Annotated in this window: 12 protein-coding genes and 1 pseudogene; 6 read left to right on the top strand and 7 right to left on the bottom strand. The window is 69.3% G+C overall.

What is annotated here, in order from left to right; genetic code table 11:
• Nucleotides 1-67: 67 nt before the first annotated feature.
• From F0U60_RS40195 to F0U60_RS40185, 3 genes and pseudogenes are all read right to left on the bottom strand, one after another.
• Nucleotides 68-3,742: pseudogene (locus tag F0U60_RS40195) on the bottom strand (amino acid adenylation domain-containing protein); the annotation flags it as partial.
• A gap of 32 nt (nucleotides 3,743-3,774) precedes the next feature.
• Nucleotides 3,775-5,148, bottom strand: coding sequence for a hypothetical protein (locus tag F0U60_RS40190; RefSeq protein WP_395807783.1), 1,374 nt, complete (start codon nucleotides 5,146-5,148; stop codon nucleotides 3,775-3,777).
• Between the two features lie 120 nt (nucleotides 5,149-5,268).
• Nucleotides 5,269-5,889 carry a hypothetical protein gene (locus tag F0U60_RS40185; RefSeq protein ID WP_395807781.1) on the bottom strand — a complete coding sequence of 207 codons (621 nt, stop codon included), beginning with the start codon at nucleotides 5,887-5,889 and terminating at the stop codon, nucleotides 5,269-5,271.
• Nucleotides 5,890-6,019: 130 nt separating this feature from the next.
• Between F0U60_RS40185 and F0U60_RS40180 the strand changes: the two genes are divergently transcribed.
• The 4 genes from F0U60_RS40180 (at nucleotide 6,020) to F0U60_RS40165 (ending at nucleotide 10,362) form a co-directional block, all read left to right on the top strand.
• Nucleotides 6,020-6,208: a Xan family putative trans-acting RiPP leader peptide gene (locus F0U60_RS40180; protein ID WP_395807779.1), complete on the top strand. Its 189-nt coding sequence runs from the start codon at nucleotides 6,020-6,022 to the stop codon at nucleotides 6,206-6,208.
• Between the two features lie 59 nt (nucleotides 6,209-6,267).
• Nucleotides 6,268-7,278 carry a Rieske 2Fe-2S domain-containing protein gene (locus F0U60_RS40175; RefSeq protein WP_395807777.1) on the top strand — a complete coding sequence of 337 codons (1,011 nt, stop codon included), beginning with the start codon at nucleotides 6,268-6,270 and terminating at the stop codon, nucleotides 7,276-7,278.
• 100 nt (nucleotides 7,279-7,378) lie between these two features.
• Nucleotides 7,379-9,274, top strand: a complete 1,896-nt coding sequence (locus F0U60_RS40170; protein ID WP_395807775.1) for a hypothetical protein — start codon at nucleotides 7,379-7,381, stop codon at nucleotides 9,272-9,274.
• Between the two features lie 17 nt (nucleotides 9,275-9,291).
• On the top strand, nucleotides 9,292-10,362 hold the full coding sequence (locus tag F0U60_RS40165) for a hypothetical protein (protein ID WP_395807773.1): 1,071 nt from the start codon (nucleotides 9,292-9,294) through the stop codon (nucleotides 10,360-10,362).
• A gap of 27 nt (nucleotides 10,363-10,389) precedes the next feature.
• On the opposite strand, the gene F0U60_RS40160 is transcribed toward F0U60_RS40165, so the two are convergent.
• Nucleotides 10,390-11,667 (bottom strand): TldD/PmbA family protein, encoded by a 1,278-nt coding sequence (locus F0U60_RS40160; protein WP_395807771.1) that lies wholly within the window; start codon nucleotides 11,665-11,667, stop codon nucleotides 10,390-10,392.
• 87 nt (nucleotides 11,668-11,754) lie between these two features.
• Between F0U60_RS40160 and F0U60_RS40155 the strand changes: the two genes are divergently transcribed.
• Nucleotides 11,755-13,149, top strand: coding sequence for a metallopeptidase TldD-related protein (locus F0U60_RS40155; RefSeq protein ID WP_395807769.1), 1,395 nt, complete (start codon nucleotides 11,755-11,757; stop codon nucleotides 13,147-13,149).
• Between the two features lie 14 nt (nucleotides 13,150-13,163).
• Here the strand turns inward: F0U60_RS40155 and F0U60_RS40150 are convergent, their stop codons facing one another.
• Nucleotides 13,164-14,543, bottom strand: coding sequence for a hypothetical protein (locus tag F0U60_RS40150; protein ID WP_395807767.1), 1,380 nt, complete (start codon nucleotides 14,541-14,543; stop codon nucleotides 13,164-13,166).
• Nucleotides 14,544-14,591: 48 nt separating this feature from the next.
• The gene (locus tag F0U60_RS40145; RefSeq protein WP_395807765.1) at nucleotides 14,592-15,974 is read right to left on the bottom strand and encodes an MATE family efflux transporter; all 1,383 of its coding nucleotides are present in this window, start codon (nucleotides 15,972-15,974) and stop codon (nucleotides 14,592-14,594) included.
• Here F0U60_RS40145 and F0U60_RS40140 point away from each other — a divergent pair.
• Nucleotides 15,973-16,677: a hypothetical protein gene (locus F0U60_RS40140; protein WP_395807763.1), complete on the top strand. Its 705-nt coding sequence runs from the start codon at nucleotides 15,973-15,975 to the stop codon at nucleotides 16,675-16,677. The genes F0U60_RS40145 and F0U60_RS40140 overlap by 2 nt on opposite strands.
• Before the next feature lie 21 nt (nucleotides 16,678-16,698).
• On the opposite strand, the gene F0U60_RS40135 is transcribed toward F0U60_RS40140, so the two are convergent.
• Entirely contained in the window at nucleotides 16,699-18,312 is a 1,614-nt protein-coding gene (locus F0U60_RS40135; RefSeq protein ID WP_395807761.1) for an MBL fold metallo-hydrolase, read from the bottom strand.
• Nucleotides 18,313-19,164 lie beyond the last annotated feature (852 nt).

Genomic DNA, 19,164 nt, shown 5'->3' with positions numbered 1-19,164 from the left:
GAGGCTCAGGGCTGAAGGAGTCGAGCCCGTCGAGGGAGAGGACGTGGGGGCGCTGGGAGGGGGGAAGCAGCGCGAGCACCTCGGAGAGGAGGGTGCTGGAGGAGTCGAGGGGAAGGAGGAAGGGGGCGCGGCTCTCGGAGAGGAGCTGGGCGAGGCGGGCCGGGGGAAGCTGAGCGTCCAGGGGCAGGTAGGTGCCACCGGCCTTGTGAATGGAGAGGACAGCGCGGACGAGAGCCTCGGAGCGGACGCAGAGGACGGGGACGAGGCACTCGGGGCCGACACCCTGGGCCACCAGGAGCCGGGCGGCACGGTTGGTATGGGCTTCCAGCTGGGCATACGTCCACTGGCCCTCGCGTGAGGCGAGTGCCACCTGATGCGGGGTGCGCTGGGCCTGCTCGGAGATGAGCTCGTGCACGCACCTGTCCAGCTCCCACTCCCTCTCGGAGTCGCGGGAGGTCCGCCGCACGGACTGGTGCTCCTCGTGCGTCAGCAACTCCAGCGCATCCAGGCGCGTCTGGGGAGCCCGGAGCGCGTGGGTGAGGAGTTGGATGAAGTGGCCGCGCATCCGCTCCACGGTGGTGCGGGTGTACAGGTCCTCGCTGTAGCGCAAGAGGAGCTGGAAGCCGCTCGCGTGCTCGGTGACGGTGAGGACGAGATCGAAGAGGGTGTTCCGGTTGTCGAGGTGCAGCGGGCGCGCGCCGAGGCTGGCGAGCGCGTTCTCCAGAGTGCCCTCCACCTTGTACAGCTCGAACAGCACCTGGAAGAGGGGCGTATGGCCGACGCCGCGCTCCACACCGAGCGCGCTGACGAGGCGCTCGAAGGGCAGCTCCTGGTGGGCGATGGCGTCCACGGTGGTGGTCCGCACCTGCTCCAGCAGGGAGGAGAACGCCGCGGCCGGATCGATGCGGGTGCGCAGCACCACGGTGTTGATGAAGGGACCGACGACCTTGTCGAAGGCGGGGTGGGTGCGGCCGGAGGTCGGAGTGCCGACGCAGAAGTCCCTCTGGCCCGAGTAGCGGTACAGCAGGGTGGCGAACGCGGCGTACAGCACCATGTAGGGCGTCACCTGGTGCTGCTGGCAATACGCACGCAACGCCTCGGTGAGCCCGGCGGGCAGCGGCAGATGATTCGTTTCGGCTCCCCGGCTCGTGCGGGTCGAGGGAGCCATGTCGGTGGGGAGTTGCAGTGCCGCGGGTGCACCGGCGAGCTGGCGTTTCCAATACTGGAGCTGCTCGGCCTCGCGCTCCGCGGTGATGGACGTGCGCTGCCATGCGGCGAGGTCCGCGGCTTCGAGTTCCAGCGCCGGGAGCTGAGGAGGCTCCTGGCGGCTAAGCGCGGAGTAGAGGGCTCCGAGCTCCTGCATCATCAGGTTGAACGACCAGCCGTCGAAGATCAGGTGGTGGAGCACCAGCAGCAGGACGTGCCGGTGCGGCGAGAGGCGGAAGAGGTGGAAGCGATAGAGGGGCCCGTCCTCCAGCGCGAAGGGGAGTGCCACCAGCTCCTGCATGCGCCGGGAGAGCGTCTCTTCCGGCTGGCCCTCCAGCCGCTCGAGGCTCAGCACCTGGCGCGGGACGTCGTGGAAGGTGAGCTTCGGGTAGCCCTCCTTCGAGGGGAAAGCGGAGCGGAGTGCCTTGTGCCGGGAGAGGAGTTGCCGCAGCGCCGCGTCGAGTACCGCCGGGTCGACAGCGCCACTCAGCTCCACCGCCCGGGGCATGTTGTAGACCGGGACACGGGGCTGGAGTTGCTGCAGGAACCACATGCGTTCCTGGGCGAACGACAGCACGGGAGAGGCGTGGGGAGGGAGGGGAAGGGGCTGAGGGAGAGGGGAGGAAGAGGAGCCCTGGAGCCGGGAGATTTCGAGGGCGAGGCCAGCGACGGAGGGGGCGGAGAAGAGGGACTCGAGAGGAAGCTCGACGCCGAAGGACTGACGGATGCGGGAGACGAGGGAGATGGCGTTGAGGGAGTGGCCGCCGAGGTCGAAGTAGTCGTCGTGGCGAGAGACGGAGGAGAGGCCGAGGGAGAGACAGAAGAGCTGAGCGAGACGCTCCTCGAGGGGGCCGAGGGGAGGCGCACCGGAGGGAGAGGACTCGGAGGAGGAGAGGGGGAGGGAGCCCAGGGCGTCGTAGTCGACCTTGCCGGTGTGGGTGAGGGGGAGGGAGCGCAGCAGCACCAGGCGGCTGGGCACCATGTAGGAAGGCAGGGCGTGCTCGAGGGAGGCCAGAAGCGAGGAGGGGGAGACACCCTCGTCGGAGGAAGGCACCACCCAGGCCACGAGGTAGTTGTCACCGGGGCTGCGCTCGCGCACGGAGACGGCGGCTGAGCGCACCTGGGGAAGGGCGTGGAGGGCGGCCTCCACTTCACCGGGCTCAATGCGGAAGCCACGCACCTTCACCTGGAAGTCGGCGCGGGAGACGAATTCGAGCAGGCCCTGGGGAGAGAGGCGCACCCTGTCGCCGGTGCGGTAGAGGCGGGCGCCAGGGGAGGAGGAGAAGGGGTGGGGGAGGAAACGCTCGGAGGTGAGCTCCGGACGGTGGAGGTAGCCGCGGGCGACACCGGTGCCACCCACGTACAGCTCGCCGAGGACACCCGGAGGCACGGGACGAAGGGAGTCGTCCAGGACGTAGGCCTCCATGTTGGCCTTGGGCAGGCCAATGGGAGTGAGGGAGGTAGTGGGGGCCGAGCGCATGGGGTGCACGGTGACGATGTCGGTGCACTCGGTGGGCCCGTAGGCGTTGACGAGGAGGGTGCCCGGGTAGCGCGTCAGCCAGGAGGAGACGAGGGAGGGAGGAAGAGCCTGGCCGCCGATGACGAGGGCGCGCACGTGCTTGAGGAAGGGGGAGAGAGGGTCATCACCGTCCTCGAGAATGGACTGGAGGAGGGAGGGGACCATCTCGGCGATAGTGACGCGGGCCTGCTGAAGGGCGGGCACCAGGCGAGGCGTGTGGCGGACGAGCTCGTCCTCGAAGACGTGGGTAGTGGCGCCGAAGGGGAGGGCGCCGAGCATCTGCCAGAGGGAGATGTCGAAGCCCATGGAGGCAGTCTGGGCGTTGACGTCACCCGGGGAGAAGCCGAGGAGCTCCTGCATGCCCAGGAAGTGGTTGAGCATGCTGCGGTGCTCGACCATGACGCCCTTGGGGGTGCCGGTGGAGCCGGAGGTGAAGAGGACGTAGGCGAGGTGGTGAGGGGAGGCGCGGGGAGCAAGAGGCTCAGGGCTGAAGGAGTCGAGCCCGTCGAGGGAGAGGACGTGGGGGCGCTGGGAGGGGGGGAGCAGCGCGAGCACCTCGGAGAGGAGGGCGCTGGAGGAGCCGAGGGGGAGGAGGAAGGGGGCGCGGCTCTCGGAGAGGAGCTGGGCGAGGCGGGCCGGGGGAAGCTGAGCGTCCAGGGGCAGGTAGGTGCCACCGGCCTTGTGAATGGAGAGGACGGCGCGGACGAGGGCCTCGGAGCGGACGCAGAGGACGGGGACGAGGCACTCGGGGCTGACACCCTGGGCGACCAGGAGCCGGGCAGCACGGTTGGTATGGGCCTCCAACTGGGCATACGTCCACTGGCCCTCACGTGAGGCGAGTGCCACCTGATGCGGGGTGCGCTGGGCCTGCTCGGAGATGAGCTCGTGCACGCACCTGTCCAGCTCCCACTCCCTCTCGGAGTCCAGGCGTACCGTGTTGCGCGGTGGCGACGGCTGCGTCTGCTGCACGAGCTGCTCGGCGGAGGACGGGGCGTCGAAGTCTTTTGGAGAGGCCATGTCGAGAAGCGAGGAAGACGTGTGGGGTCCGCTCAGAGCCGCATGCGGACGTTGATGCCTGCACGGAAGAGGCCCAGATCCACCGCGGGGAGGGGAGCCACCGCCAGGTCTGGTTGGAAGAGGAACTCGCTTCCGCGAGCGCCGAAGGGGGCCTCGACGAAGACGAAGAACTTCACCGCGGTCGTCACCACCATCGAGTACTCCAGGCGGGACATGTAGGAGTGGTCGCTCACGTTCGCCACGGCGGTGAGGCTCAGCGTGGGCGCGTACATGCTGCGGCGGCTGAGGGAGACCTGGCCCATGCCGTAGTAACGACCGAAGAAGAGTGCCCGGTAGTCGCCCGTGGACTGCAGCCAGGTGAGGAAGGCGCGATCCTCATACCCGAGCGAGTTGTAGAAGCCCTCGAGCCGCAGGCCGACGCGGAAGACATCCGCGAGGCGGAACTGGGTGGACATGCCTCCGCTGGCGAGCAGCTTTGGCCCGCCGAAGTCACGCGGGGCGAAGCCTTCCGGGGTGCGCTCCCAGAGGCGGACGTCGGAGTCCCTCACGAGGGCGAGCTCGGCGTTGAGATCCACCGGGCCCACGCCCATGCTCCAGTCCAGGCCGTAGCGGGGGCGGCGCCGCTGGAGGAAGGACGCGGTGAGACTGAGCTCGCCAGCGTCGCCAATCACCACATCGGCGCGCAGGGCGCCGCCATAGCGCAACCGTTGCTCGGACGGCCCCAGGAGATCCGCCGTGAGCATGAGCGACAGGTGCGCGCCGAGGGACTCCCACGGGATGTTCACCTTCAGCATGTCCACGCCCGTGCGCAGGTCGATCCCCTCGAGCGGCTGCGGGTTGGGCTGCTGGAGGAAGTCGGTGGGGTTCCAGAGCAGGGAGCTGCCCCACTTGATCTGCTGCCGTCCGGCGGTGATGAACACGCGGTTGGCGAGGTCGAAGCTGAACCAGAACTGGTCGAGGAGGGTCTGTGGGCCGGACCGCGTTGAATCCAGCGGATCGTAGACGAGCCGCCCCACCACGAAGCCGCGCAGGCGCTCCGACGGCCTGGCGTCGAGGTAGAGGTTCACGAGCGCGGGGAACTTGGGCTGCAGCCGGGTTTGTCCCTCCAGGCGCGAGCCGAGCAGGTCGGCGCGCTGGTAGAAGAGTCCTCCCAGGGTGAGGAAGTCCTTCTTCCGCTCGAGCTCTTCCTGGAAGGAGGGCTGGGCGGGAGCGCTGGCCTCACCCTCTTCGGCTTCGGTGATGGTGGCGCGCCGGATCGTCCTGTCGGGCTCGGTTGGCTCGGTGGCGGGTGCCGTCTCCCCGGAGTCCTTGGGCTCGTCCTCGGGCTCGGTGAGGGTGGCGGGCCGGATGGACGTGTCGAAGGGGTCGCTGGCGGAGCTGGTGCAACTCCAGACGAGGACCACCACGGCTGCTGCACGAGCGAGAAGCTCTGTCTGGAATATCACGGGAGGGGGCGGTGATCTCTCGGGGGGAGCGAGAGTGTAACGGCAACCCATCGAGCGATGGAAGGCGCCCCGGCCCGGGGCCTATCCCCGCCATCCGTGTACGCGCATCATCGCTCCCAGTGCGATCCACGCGGCGCCGGCCAGGCCGAAGGGCAGGTCATCCACGAAGTACGCGGGCACCGGGCCGAACGAGAGCGTGGAGGCGAAGATCAGCACCACTGTCAGGCTTCCCACGGCGAGCAGCGCGATGCTGGCCCTGCGCGGAATTGATCGCTCACGCCATGTGGCGACACCGAGGAGCACCGCGCTGACACAGGTCGCCATCGCGCCGGTGCCTCCATGGAAAGGGTCGAACCGGGGGCGTCCCAGCAGCCCCGTCAGCAGGACGGTGTTGGCCAGGGATGACCCGACGGCGATGGTGGCCAGGAGCAGGCCCGCGAGGCTCGTCTTCCGCCGCCAGCGCCGGACCTGGAGCCCCACCAGGCTCGCGCCCAACGCGAGGGTGGCCCCGGCGAACGCGGTGAAATACGACCAGGCCAGCCACGAGGCGCTCGCGTCTGCTCGGGCCGAGCCGTTCTCCCGTCCGAGTTCCACCGAGGCCGCATAGGCCACGAGCCACAGCAGTCCGCCCACGCTGGCGGCGAGGCCCTCCCAGAGGAGGGGCAGGTTCGGACGAGACTCTCTGAGGAGGGGCTGGCTCATGGGGGATCGTCACTGGCAGCGTACTCGACTTGCTTGGGGGTGCATTGACAGCCACCCCTGCTTCGCATGACCATCCCGAGTTGCAGTATCTCCGCACCTTTCCTCCTGCTTCCCCCCAACTGGAGGTCCCATGGCATCGCAAGAGAATCCCCTGCCGTCGACCGAGTCCGCGGTGACTGCTCCTGCTCAGACTTCGGCCGCAGAGCCGAGTGTCACTCCCGTTGCCATGGCGGCTCCGGAGAAGCTCGACGAGCTCGAGGAGATCAACTTCCTGCTCGAGGAAATCGAGAGCAAGATCGCCCCGCTCGCGCTGGCGTGAGCGGAGCGGGCCCCCTGGCGCAGCCTGCGCGGGCTGGGCCTGGCTCGCTGAGTCGAGACATGGATTCGAGCGTGCGCTCCTATCAAGAAGCCTTCTCTCCGTACTGGCACCCCGTCGCGTTCTCGCACGAGCTGAAGGAGCGCCCGCTCGCGGCGCGGCTCCTGGAGACGGAACTCGTCGTGTGGCGCACAGGCTCTGGAGTGGCTGCCACGCAGCGCTACTGCGCCCATCGCGGCGCGGACCTGTGCGGTGGGCAGCTCACCGAGGAAGGTTTGCGCTGTGGCTTCCATGGCTGGACGTACGGGCGGGACGGGCGGTGTGTCCGGGTGCCTTCGCAGCCCGGCGTCCCCATCCCGGCCCGGGCCGCGCTCACCTCCTTTCGGGCCGTCGAGCGCTACGGCCTCGTCTGGGTGTGCCTGGCCCCGGAGCCCGCGGCGCCGCTGCCCGAGTGGCCGGAGCTAGAGGATGGCAGCGTGGCCACTGTCCCGCTGCCTCGCCTGGACTGGAACACCTCCGCGGGCCGCATGATTGAGATCGTCCTGGACGTGGCCCACCTGTCCTGGGTGCACGAGGGGACCTTCGGCAACCCGCAGCAGCAGGAGGTTCCTCCCTACGAGGTGGAGCGGAGCGCCGCTGGGGTGCGGGCGCAAATCTCCTATCCAGCGCTCTCGCCCGCGATTGGCGGGATGCCCCCCAAGGTGGACCGGACCACGCTCTCCTACGAGGTCTTCTTCCCCTTCGCCGCGCGCCTCTCCTTCAAGCCCACCATCTTCTACGCACACACCGTGTATGCGATCGCCTCGCCCTGGTCCGAGGAGAAGATGCAGTGCTTCTACTTCGCCTCGTACCACCCCAGGCTGCGCAACCACTTCCCGGACATGTTCGTGAAGAGCGAGCTGGCCATCCTCGAGCAGGATCGGCTCATCGCCGAGGCGCAGCGGCCCCGGGCGCACCCGCTGGACTTCTCCAGCGAGGTCCACGTCCGGGCGGACCGCCTGCCCCTCGAATACCGCCGCGGGTTGATCGCCATCCGCACGGGCCACCCGGTGGACGCGCCCACTCCGGACTGAGCCTCTCCCCAACAAGCGCCCATTCCATATAGAGTGCCGTCTCCGCGCTCATGTTCTCCCCCCGTCCTGCCGCCAGTTGTCGCGCAGGACTCGAGCTTCCATGAACCTGCACCAGAAGATCCTCCTCCTGTCCCTGGTGGTGCTCGCCTCGGGCTGTGATGTCCTCAATACCACCGACGCAGAGGGAACTCGTGGTCGTGGCGCGAAGGCGTTCGACCCCTACTCGAGCTCCGCCTCCGGTGCCATCTCGCTGTCCCTGCTGCAGTTCAAGGGCTGCGCCATCCTGCCCAACGGTCTGCCCGTGTCGGCCGGCTCCCTCAATCTGCCCGGCTATCCGTCCGAGTGCATCCACCTCACGGATGGCGTGCCGTTGGGTGAGCCGCGCCCGCCCACCGAGGTGCTCACGGTCACGCCCGGCGAGCTCTACTTCCTGCGCGAGTTCACCGCGATGGACACCGTGGTCAACGAGCACACGGACCTCAACGACCGGCGCAGCCCCGCCGCGTGGATCCGCAACAAGTCGCTCTTCAAGGACCTGGACTGGTCCGGGATGACCATCGGCCGTGACGAGTGGCGGGCCCTGAACAACCGGGGCTCCTTCCAGCGTGAGACCTTGTACGAGAACGCCGCGTGGATGTTGTCCGACGACGACGCGCTCACGCTCGAGGTGCTCGACGCGGACGGAAACGTTCGCGCCACCGCCACCTACAAGCGCAAGGACTTCCTCGCCGAGAACAGCACCACCGGCCGCACCCGGGTGAGCTGGGCGACCCTCGGCCTCCTCCGGCCTCGCTACCCCAATGATCCCGAGCTGCAGCCGGACCCCGACTATGGCGGCCTCCTCCACCTGACGGGCGTGAAGGTCTCCTTCGCCAACTCCACCAATCCCTTCAACACCTTCCGCATGCCCCAGCTGAACGGGGAGGGCGTCATCCGCGTCACCTGGAGCCTGCTGCCCGAGCAGCCCTTCCTCTTCCCGGTGACGTTCATGCCGGAGCCGAGCCGCGAGGCCTCCTGCTACAAGCTGGACGCGGACGGGCTGGCCACCACCGAGCGGGTGCCCTGCGGATTCGGCCTCAAGCAGAAGGTGAGCGTCGCGAAGCCGCAGAACGGCAAGTACTTCATGCCGGGCGACACGGTGGACTTCCGGCTGTCGCTGCAAGACGGTGACGGCCACGGCCTCCACCCGCGCGAAGCGCTGCCCACCTTCAACGAGTATATGGGCGGCAAGTCCAACGGCTTCAGCTACTTCAACGAGTTCATGCTCGTCACCTTCCGTGACGCCAGCAGCTCCGAGTCCGGCTTCAAGGTGGTGGGCCCCCTGCAGGATCTCCAGGTGGGTTACGGCACCTACAAGCTTCCGTACTTCGCCTATCCGGTAACCAGCGAGCCCTTCTACTACCTGGATCCCGGTGCCCCCTATCTGCCTCGCGGCGGGGATGTAGCGCCGCCCACGCAGTGGTCCGTCACCCTGCCGGAGAACGCGAAGCCGGGCACCTACGCCATCTTCGTCAAGGGTCACCGCTCCTTCATGGGTGAGCGCCTCAACCGGTTGGATCCGTTCTTCTTCCAGGTGGGCCAGGAGAAGCCCACGGTCTACCCGGGCCGGGTGGGGAACTGCCAGCTGTGCCACAACGGCGTGAACTCGCTGGACAACCTCCACCACGGCCTGTCCGTGGACCACGTGGAGGCGTGCAAGACGTGCCACAACGACGAGACGGTGGGCTTCCTGCCGGACTCCATCCACCGTCTCCACATGAGCTCGCGCAAGTACAAGCAGAACAAGGCGGACTGCACCATGTGCCACCTCTCGCGCGAGAGCACCCTGCGGCCCAGCATCCAGGTGTGCAACAGCTGCCACCTGCAGTCGCACGGCTCGGATTACTTCGACCTCAAGTTCGAGCGGTTCCAGAACACTCCCAACTCGTACGGCAACTGTGCCCAGGCGTGCCACGTCAGCACGCCGCCCACCCAGCACGTGCTGCCGCGTCAATGAATCCACTGAGGACCGCCATGAGAACTTCGAGCGTCGTTTCCAGCGCGCTGCTTCTCTCCGCCACCCTGTCCGGCTGTCTCGGCCAGGGGCCTTCCACCCCCACGACTCCGGATGCGGGCTCCTACGTGGACATGCCGCGGACGAGCACCGTCTCCGGTTTCCTCCTGGACCCGGAGGCCTTCTTCCTTCTGTCCTCCGCCTGGCCGGTGGCGCCGGATGATCCGGAAGGGCCGCCGCCGCCCTTCCTCGTCGATGGGACTCCCTACCTGGAGTACGCGAGCATCTCGGGCGCCAACGTGAGCCTTGTGTCCGGGAGCACCCAGACGAGTGGCTCGATCTCCGCGCAGAAGGGCGTGTGGCAGGTGTACAACGTCCCCCGCGGCGATTCGACCCAGTACGTGATGAAGGCCGATCCGATGGCCGCGGGCGTGGAGCTCGGCGCGGGGATTGATGAGCCCTCCCCAGTCGAGGTCCCCAAGAGCCGGTATGTGTCGACCACCACGCTGCGCCCCATCCTGCCGAGCGTGCCGCTGTGCCAGTTGATGGTGGCCACGATGGTGGGAGAGGCCGGGGCACTCTCGGCGCTCGCCCATGCTCGCTCGAGCACGGTCGCGGACCTGCTCAACCCGAGCAAGACGGGCGGCGTGGTGCTCACCTGGGTGTTCGTTCCCAGCATGATGCTCGACTGGGTCCAGTTCAACGCGGACCAGGTCTCCGTGGAGAGCAGCGCGGGTCAGGTCTACGCACTGAACTGGGATCTGCCGGGAGCGGGCGGGGCGGGCCAGTCCCCCATGGGCTTCATGGCCAGCGCGGGCGGGGTGAGCCCCATCGGCTACTACGCCATCGTGCTGCCGCCGGGCGGCTCGGGTCCACTGTCGGTGCAGTTCGTCGACCATGGCACGGGGGAGGACATGTTCGGGAATCCGCGGCCGTGGTTCATTCCCTCGCTCGAGGCTGACATCCAGCCGGGTGGCGTCTCCGTGGCCCGCGTCTTCGCCCTCCCCGGTGGGGAGGAGCCGCCTCCGCCCGAGGACACGGACGACGAGCCGTCGCCGGGCCAGGACTTCAGCTGGGTGTGCATGCCGTAAGTGTCAGGACGTTCCCCGCTGGCGGGCTTACCGCCAGGGCTGAACGTGGAGTTGGCGGAACCGCACGGCCGGCTGCCCGAAGGACACAGGCAGCGGGCCGTGGTCCTGTTTGCGGCAGCCGCGGGTGGCGAACAGGTTCTGGAGATCCGCGCCGACGGCGTCGATGTTCGCCAGGGCTTCCAGGCCATTGCCGCTGAGGATGCCCGGCGACACCAGCCGCCCCGGACGGCCCTCGCGGATCTCCTGCGCCTCCACCACATAGAAGCTGAAGTCCCCCGACAGGAGGTTCATGTGGCGGGGCGTCAGGTGGCGCACGAGCAGCCCGTGAGGGATGTCCGCCATCAGGCCTTCCAGGTCGCCCTGATGGGGCTCGACGCGGGTGTGCGCCATTCGGGGAAGAGGTGGATGCCGGAAGCTCACCCTCCGGCCATGTCCGTTGGAGGGCCGGCCCAGGCGTCGGGCGCTCTGCGCATCCAGCAGCGGCGAGCCGACGACGCCGGCGCGGAGGAGCGGCACGGATTGGGCGGGGTGGCCCTCGTCATCGCAGGTGTACGCGAGGGCTCCGCGGCCGTCCGTCGGGTCATCCGAGATGGAGACGAAGGGCTCGGCCACCCGCTGTCCGAGGCGGCTCGCCAGGTACGAGCCTCCCCGCGCGACGACGTCCCCCTCCAGCGGGTGTCCGCATACCTCGTGGAAGAAGCAGGCCGAGGCTGCCCCGGGAGGGAACACCACGGGCAGCGCGCCGGTGGGACAGGCCACGGCGGGGGTGCTCTCGCGCAGGAGCTGCACCATGTGCTCCACCTGGGACTCGAGCTCCGGCAGGGCCTCGCGCATCCGCTCGCCGTCCGGCCAGGCCGCGCAGCGCCACAGCTCGGCCATCCCGCCGGGGGTGGCGTGGAAGGCCTTCACCTCGAGGAGGGTGTAACGCCGCCGGTCCTCGGCCTGGTGCTCCTCACCGGTGAAGAGGATGTGTTGCTCCACCTCGCGCAGCAGCACGTCCAGGTGCGCCGCGCCTGCGGCCCGAGCTGTGTCCACGAGCCGCTGCACTGCCCACGTGAACACGGCGGCGTCCGGCAGGCGGAGCCCAGGGGAGAGCAGCTCGCTCGCCCGCGCGGACACCTCCGCGGGCAGGGCACCGGGGGGCAGTGTGTCACCGGCCACCTCCGCCCAGGTTCGCTCGATGCCACCGGGCACGTCCCGGCGTATCGAGTAGCCGCGCTCGAAGGTGGGGGCCTGGACACGCAACCCCGTGCGCTGATGGACGACCTCGGTCAGCTCGCGCCGCTCCACGAACCAGTCCAGCAAGAGGCAACTCCTTCCTGCCTTTTCATATCACCCGTGCGTGTCCGTCCGCTCGCAGGCAGCCGCTCCGGAGGACCCCCGGGATGAGGCATGATGAGAGGTATCGTGAAGGTGAGCGTGGAGCGCGAGGAGGTCGCGGTGAGCGCCGCCGGTGAGGAGCCCGGTGAGAGCGGAGGGGCGGCGTGTGGAGACGCGGCGCTGCACGCGCTGGCCGGTGCGGCCCGAGCGGAGCTGGACGTCTTCTCGCGAGGGAACGCGGGCACCCGGGCCGAGCTCTTCCTCTCCGCGGGCCGCCGACTGACGCTGGAGTACGAGGCCTCCACCACTGCCTTCACCCTCAACCGGGGCGGCTCCCTGCTGGCGGCGGCACGGGTATGGCAGGGGGAGCACTCCGGGTTCGCGGCCTTGCCCGTGAGTGGGCCCGTGGAGCTGGCTCGTGTACTGGAGGCCGCCCGACAGCGGATGGGGACGAGTCCTCCCCCGTCCTTGCCCGAACTGCTGGACCCGGCCGGCTCCGCGCCGCCGTCGTTCCCGGATCTCTCGGCCGAGCGGTCGCGGAGCCTGGCGGAGCACCTCCTCCGGACGGTGGTTCCCCCGGGCCGGGTGGTGCAGGCGGCGCTGCTCACCCAGTCCGTGACCAGGACCGTGCTCGTGCGCGGCGAGGGGGGCTGCTCGTGGGGAGGAAGCTCCCGGGAGGACGCCTTCGTGCGTTGCGAGACGCCGCGCGGGGCCATTGTCGATGCCGTGGCCTCCCCGCTGGGGCAGCCGTGGCCGCTCGAATCCCTCCGCGCGCGGCTCGCGCAAGCCGTCGAGGTCCTGGAGGGACCCGCGGAGCCGGTGGATCCAGACCTGCCTCTCGTCCTGCGGCCCGCCGTCGCGGTCCCGCTCGTCGAGGCGCTGGCCTGGCTGTTGAGGGGGGACGTGGGGGCCTCTCTGCCGGCGCTCGTTCGCGCGGTGGGGAAGAAGCCCTTCCCCTCGGTGCTGAGCGTCCAGGATGATCCGCGCCACCCCCTCGGGACGCAGCGGCTGGAAACGGATGACGAGGGGATGCCCGCCTGTCCACTGGGGCTCATCGAGGAGGGGGGACTGCGCGGCTTCCTTCACTCCACGGGGACGGCGGCGCGGCTCGGCGTGGAGCCGAACGGCCGGGGTCTGCGTCTCGAGGGCGCGCCGCCAGCGCCCTGCCCGATCAACCTCTTCGTGGTGCCGCGCGGTGACGCGCTCCCCGAGCGCTACACGGAGTTGGTGGCGCGCGTCGAGACGTTCACCACGATGCCGCGCCCCGGCCTGGTCTCTCTGATGGCCGGAGGCTGGGAGGTGCACGAGGGCCGGCGCGTGCGCCGGGTGGCCCCCGTGGACCTGAGCCTGCCGGTACTGGAGACATTCCGGATGCTGCGAGGCGTCGGGTCGGACCTGGCCTTCTTCCCCACTGCTGGGGGATGCGGCACTCCGACGCTCGTGTTTCCCCCGCTGCTGCGGGGCTGAGGCTGCTGCGCGGCTCAGCGGCGTTGGGAGGCGGGTGGCTCGCAGCGCCGTACCGCGCGCCAGCGCACGAGCTCATCGAGCAGTTCGCGGAAGGCACGCCGGCTGAACGCGCGGGCCGTCAGCCGGGTGAAGAAGGCCTCCTCGAGCGCCTCCACCTGCTGGGGAGCTCCGCTGTTGAGGCGCTCCACGAGCCCTTCGAGGCGGCGGCGCACCGCGGGGGGCGCGGGAATCGCACGGGAGTGGCCGTTGGCGGACACCAGCACCTGCGCCTCCGGCAGTGGAAAGCTGACGAGGGGGCGCGCGGGGGAGCCGAGGAGCCACTCGTGGGGGGAGAGCGGGGCCTCGGTGAGCACGGGGGCGGCACCCTCCATGGCGCCGCTCGCGAGGAGGCGGACCCACTCGGTGGTGCGCTCGCGCTCCAGGGCGAGCAGGCTCTTGCGCCCCATCCGTTGCTGGAGGGCCGTGCGCAAGGTGGCCGGCATCCGCCAGTCCCGCCCGCCGGGCAGTTCGGTGTGTCGCACCCGATCGGGCCACCCGTCCGGAGCCACCGCGCCGACGAACTCCGGTGGGCGGAAGGCCACCCCGAGCGAGGCGCTGACGGCCAGCCCCTCGGAGGGCTCGGCCCGGTGCCAGTAGGAGTCGGGCCAGTACATCAGGTCACCGGCCCGGCCCTCCAGCAGCTGGGCCTGGGAGAGCAGTCGTTCCTCCTCGGCCTTGTCTCGCAGGTGGATGGCACCCGCCCGGTGGATGAAGCCCGGCTCCTTGGGAACCTCCTCGCGCTGGGAGAGCGCCTCGAAGGGCCAGAGGCTGATGGTCTTCTTCCCCTCGACGACGAAGTAGAAGATGTGCCAGTCGTCCTTGTGGATGCCGAAGGGCGTGTAGCGGTAGTTGCCGAAGAAGACGGCCGAGTCGGCGCCGGCCAGGGGCACGCCCACCGTCTCGTAGAACCCCGACAGGAAGCTGCGCATCTGCAACCAGTGGCCCCAATGGTGACACTGGGCCCGGTTGAGGATGACACCGAAGCGCTTGCCTCCCAGCCAGCGGGTGACGCGCTCCAGGTACGCGTGCGCGTTGCCGTCCTCCCGCACCGGCAGGTGGTTGCGGTTGAGGGGGAAGAGCATCGAGTAGTACGGAATGCCCCCGGGGCCGTCCTCGTGCTCGACGTAGAGGCGGACGGCGCGCATGGGGGGAATCTCTCCCCGGAGGCAGCGCTCGCTGGCATCCACGAGCGCCGCGAACATCTCCTCGAGGGTGGGGAAGTGCGCCTGGAACAGACCCCGGAAGAGGCGCGGCTCGCGGTCCCAGTTCTTCCTGGCGAACTCCTTCCAGAAGGAGCGGGGCAGTGCGAGGGAGGGCTCGTCGGGGATGGAGAGGCGAGGAGTGGGGACCCGCATGGAGGTGTCTCGAGGGAGTGCGGAACGAAGGGGAGGGGAGGGGGTCGGCTAGGCCTGGAGGGGTTGGAGCGGGCCTGAGCAGAGGCGCTCGAAGCGCCAGAGGAGGGCGAGCGCCACGACGGCGAGCCCCATGCACAAGCCACCCCAGAGGCCCATCACGCCGTAGCCCAGCCCATAGGCCAGCAGCAGCGCCACGGGCAGTCCCACCAGGTACTGCCCGGCCATGACGGCGGCGGAGGTGAAGCGCGTTTCCCCCATGCCCCGCAGCACGCCCGCGCCCACCCCCAGCACTCCGTCCGAGAGCTGGAAGACGGCCGCCACCATCAGCAGCGGTATCAGCAGGGGCTCCACCTCCGGCGGCGCGCCGATCAACCGGACCAGGGACTGGGGGAAGAGCGCGAACAGCAGCGCGCTGCACGCCATGAAGGCCGCCCCGGACGCGAGCGCCACCCGTCCGCTCTGCCGCACCTGCTGGAGGTTGCCCGCGCCCACCGCCCAGCCCACGCGAACGCTGCCCGCGTTGCCAATGCCCGCGGCCACAGTGAAGGAGAGGATGCAATAGGAGATGGCGATCTGGTGGGCGCTGATGCTCTCCGGGCCCAGACTTCGCGCGAGCAGGCTGGTCACGGCGTGGATGCCCTCTTCCGCGACGACCTGCACCCCGATGGGGATTCCGATCCACAGGGCCTGGAGGATGTTGGCCCACTGCGGCCGCCGCGAGGGCGGCTCCCCGGACACGGGTACCCGGCGCACCGCCAGCGCCACGATGGCCCATTGCAGCGCGCAGCACAGCGTGGTGGACAGGGCCGCGCCCCTGGCCCCGAGCGCCGGTACCGCGCGCAGCGGTCCGAAGAGCTCGGGCAGTCCCGCTCCGCCGAAGACGAGCAGGAGGTCCGCCGCCAGGTTGAGGACGTTGGCGGCCACCGTGGCCACCACCAGCGCACCGGTTCGCCCCACACCCTGGAGGTAGGCGCGCGCGGTGATGAAGAGCAGCAGCAGCGGCAGGCCGGGCGCACGCCAGGTGATGTACTCCTGCATCTGGGGCAGCTCCACGAAGCGCACCCCGAAGTGGGGCAGCAGGTGGATGCCCACGACCATCGGCAGCGCGAGCAGGATGCCCGCCACCACCGCCAGGTAGCTGCCCTGCCATAGCAGGGCCCGGGTCCGCGACTCGTTGCCCGCCCCGAAGGCCTGGGAGACGAGCGGATCCAACCCCATCATCATTCCCGCCCCGAAGCCGCTCACCAGGAAGAAGATGGCGTTGGAGAACGCCACGGCCGCGAGCTCGGCCAGGCCCGCCCGGGCCAGCACGGCCGTGTCCACGAACCCCATCAGCGACTGGCCTGCCTGGGCGATGGCGATGGGGAGGGCCAGCTTCCAGAGCTCTCGGAGTTCCGCGCGGCGGCTGGTGACGGCTGGAGGGGTGGTCATGGAGGGGGGCGAGCGGAAGTCTAGCGCGGCCCGCGGGCGGGAGCGACCCGCTCCCTGGGAGTGGCTTCGTGCCTCGTGCGAGCCTGACGCCGTTGGGGCGCTGGTGGTCTCCAACGCCTACTCCGTCGACATCATCTACTCGCCGCTGATGGAGACCTTCCCGGACCTGGTGGGGGAGAAGGTGCAGTCCGTCGAGGAGCCTCATCCCATGACGCCCTACGAGCCGGAGCGCCGTCAGGAGCTGGCCGGCGCCATACCCGGGATGCTGCACGACACCACCCGGCGTGTGGTGCAGGGGCTGAAGGAACTGGTGGAGGGGGGCGGGCTCGCGCGGGAGCTGGAGCTCACGTGGCTGCGGTATGTGAGCGGCGGGGGCTTCCTGCGCGTCCCACCGTCCGCCTCTGGCGTGGTGCTGGATGAGACGCAGGCGCTGAAGCTCGTGCCCGAGTCGAATCTCGTCTGGCGCAAGCTCGCGAGCGGGGAGATCGGCGTCGCGGCCAACGGGCTGGTGGAGTGCTACCCGGAGAGCCGCGGGCTGTTGGAGACGCTCCAGCGCCTGTTGGGGGGAGGAGCGCACCGGGTGGGGGCGCTGCTCGAGGAGGCAAAGGAGGAGCTGCGGGGCGGCACGGTGGTGTGGTCGCGCGAGCGGATGCGGGAGCTGCTCACCACGCTCCTCGCGCAGCGCGCGCTCGTCCGCGCCTGAGCGGCCCGAGGCGTGTGCGCCTCAGGCGTCCTCGAGCCGGAGCTCCGCCCGACCTTGGAGCCGCTCGCCCACGAGGCCGAGCCGCCGACACGTCTCCAGCGCCACCTCCACCTCGCGCAGGCGCGTCTTCATCTCGTGCTCGGGGGTGGCCACGACGTGGCGCAGCCAGGGCTCGAGCGCCAGGGCGTAGCTGTAGTACCTGCGTGGCCTGAGCAGCTCGAGCAGGCCGGAGAGCTGGGAGCCCGTGGCCGAGCCCTGACGGCGCGTCTGGTCCATCTGCCGATTGGGGGGCTGGGTGAGCAGCGGGCCGTTGCCCCAGCTCAGCGGTGCTCCGTTGGCCTCGACCGCGTAGAAGAAGGCGTCCACCTCGCGGAGCAGGGGGGCGAGCCGTTCGTACAGCCTGGGCTCGGGCACCGACGCGTCGGAGCCGACGAAGATGCGCCGGCCTCCCAGCTCCAGCAGCCAGGACGCCTTGGAGAGGATGTCCAGGTCCCCGTGCTCTCCGAGGAACGGAATCGCGGTGGCCCGCCCACCGGGAAGGTCGAGCGTCTCGAGGTTGTCCAGGGCTCGGACCTTCCGGAAGCCGATGGCCCGGAGCATCGCATCGAGCGCCGGATCGCTCAGGTTGCCGCCGCTGCCGCGAGGTACCACCACGGTGTCGGTGCGGCCGCGCAGCTGTAGCAGTGTCTCCACCGAGAAGTGGTCCGCGTGGGCATGGGTGATGAAGACGCAGTCGAGCCGCTCGGGGAGTTCGGCGAAGGAGTAGCGGGCTTCGCCCTGGAGGCCGCCGTACCCGAGGGTGGGATCCACCATGATGGCCGTCTCCCGCGTTTCGATCAGGAGCGAGGCATGTCCGAAGTAGCGGATGCGGGCTCCCGGGCCCGAGTACCGTGGTGAAGCGGGGGCGCACTCCGGGGTGAGGAAGGTCTCGAGCAGCCGTGCGCGTTCATCCTCCAGCCGCAGGGCTTCCCGCACCTCGCCCAGGGGGCGGGCCTGGAATCGGAGCCCAGCGAGCAGGTCAACGAGCGGCGAGGAGAAGGGAACGTCCAGGGTGAGCAGCCCGGGCCCATCCAGGCGCGGCGTGCTGTAGCCGAAGGCCCGCTCGTCGCTCTGGGCGAGGGAGAGTTGAAGGGACTGATCCTCCTCGCGGTAGAGGGCGCTGCGATAGAGCAGGGGCTCGATCAGCCGGAAGCGGGCGCGGTGACGCGTGTCGTAATAGAGCTCGACGAGGCCGCGGAGCGGCTCGGCCACTTCCGAGTAGAGACGCTCGATTCCGGTGCCGGGATCGGCGGCCAGTCGCTCATCCAGCGCCTGTATGGCGTCCGCGAGTTGCTGGGGAGCGAAGGGGGAGGAGAGCGTCCTATCGAGCAGCTCCCGGACCTCCTGCGTGCGCTCGGGAGGGATGTCGACGAAGGGGCCGCCGCGCAGGGCGGGGATGCGCACGGCCTCGGCGTGGCGCTTGGGCTGTTCGAGAAAGGAGCGCAGCACCGGCAGATGGGAGCGCGACACCTTCAAGGCCCGGTGCACAGGCGGAATGAGGTGATGATCCGCGAGCCACCGGAGGATCAGCGGCTCGATGCGGACCTGGGGCCTGAGGAAGACGGGGGTGTCGGAGTTCACGTCGATCAATGCCACGGGCCCATTCTAGCGCACGGGGCACCTGGGAAAACCGGCTCCCCTGGCCCTGTTCCGGCCAGGGCTCCTCCAATCCTCCTCCCCGAAGCTCGAACGGAGTCCCGGATTGGGATGGCCGTCCAACAGCGTGGACGGAGCGCCGTGCTGCTGCCGTCACGGGAAGGCGGAAATTTCATTCCTGGAGATAAAGGACCCGGTCGTCTTCAAGCTTCGGTAGGTGCACCGAGAGGGTTCCCTGTGCCTGATTCACGTTCCTGAGTGGGTGGAGACGGGCCAAACCTTGTCAGTGTGCGAACGGGAGCTGGCACCTGTCAGGGAGAGGCGGCGAGACGCTTCCTGGAGTCCAGAGCGTTGAAGGCTCTCGTGGCTTGGTACGTCTTGTGCTTGGGCGACCGCCGGCCATGGATGTGAGGAACCGCGTGGAGCAAGCGATAGAGGGGCGTCTCCTTGAATCCAGGCATTCAACAGAGGTGTGTCGAATTGTGAGAATGAAAGACTCGCATCGTTCGAGCGGAAAGACGAATTCATGAGGCGGATTGTCGTGCTGTGGGGGCTCACCCTGGGAGTGTGGGCGGGCTGTTCGAACAACCAGACAGAGCCCGCGGCGTCAGGTGTAAGGGAGGTGCTGACGGAACATCGCACGCTGCAGGCCACAAAGGCGATGAAGCAGTTGGGGGAGGATTGTACGGAGAATGGCGCCAGCGCGTGCCTTTCCGGTGTCTGTCTCCATGTGAAGCCTGGGCGAGAGGAAGGCTACGTGTGCAGTCGCGCGTGCCAGAACGAGCAGACGAGTCCTATGCCCTGAACAATCCCATGATAATGGGCGACCTGGATGGACTTGCCCCATGGAGG

This window comes from Archangium minus (assembly GCF_044360475.1).
In the GTDB taxonomy this organism is placed as follows: Bacteria; Myxococcota; Myxococcia; order Myxococcales; family Myxococcaceae; genus Archangium; species Archangium minus.
Note: the sequence above shows the minus strand (reverse complement) of the source record. Positions and strands in the feature narration are given on the sequence as shown.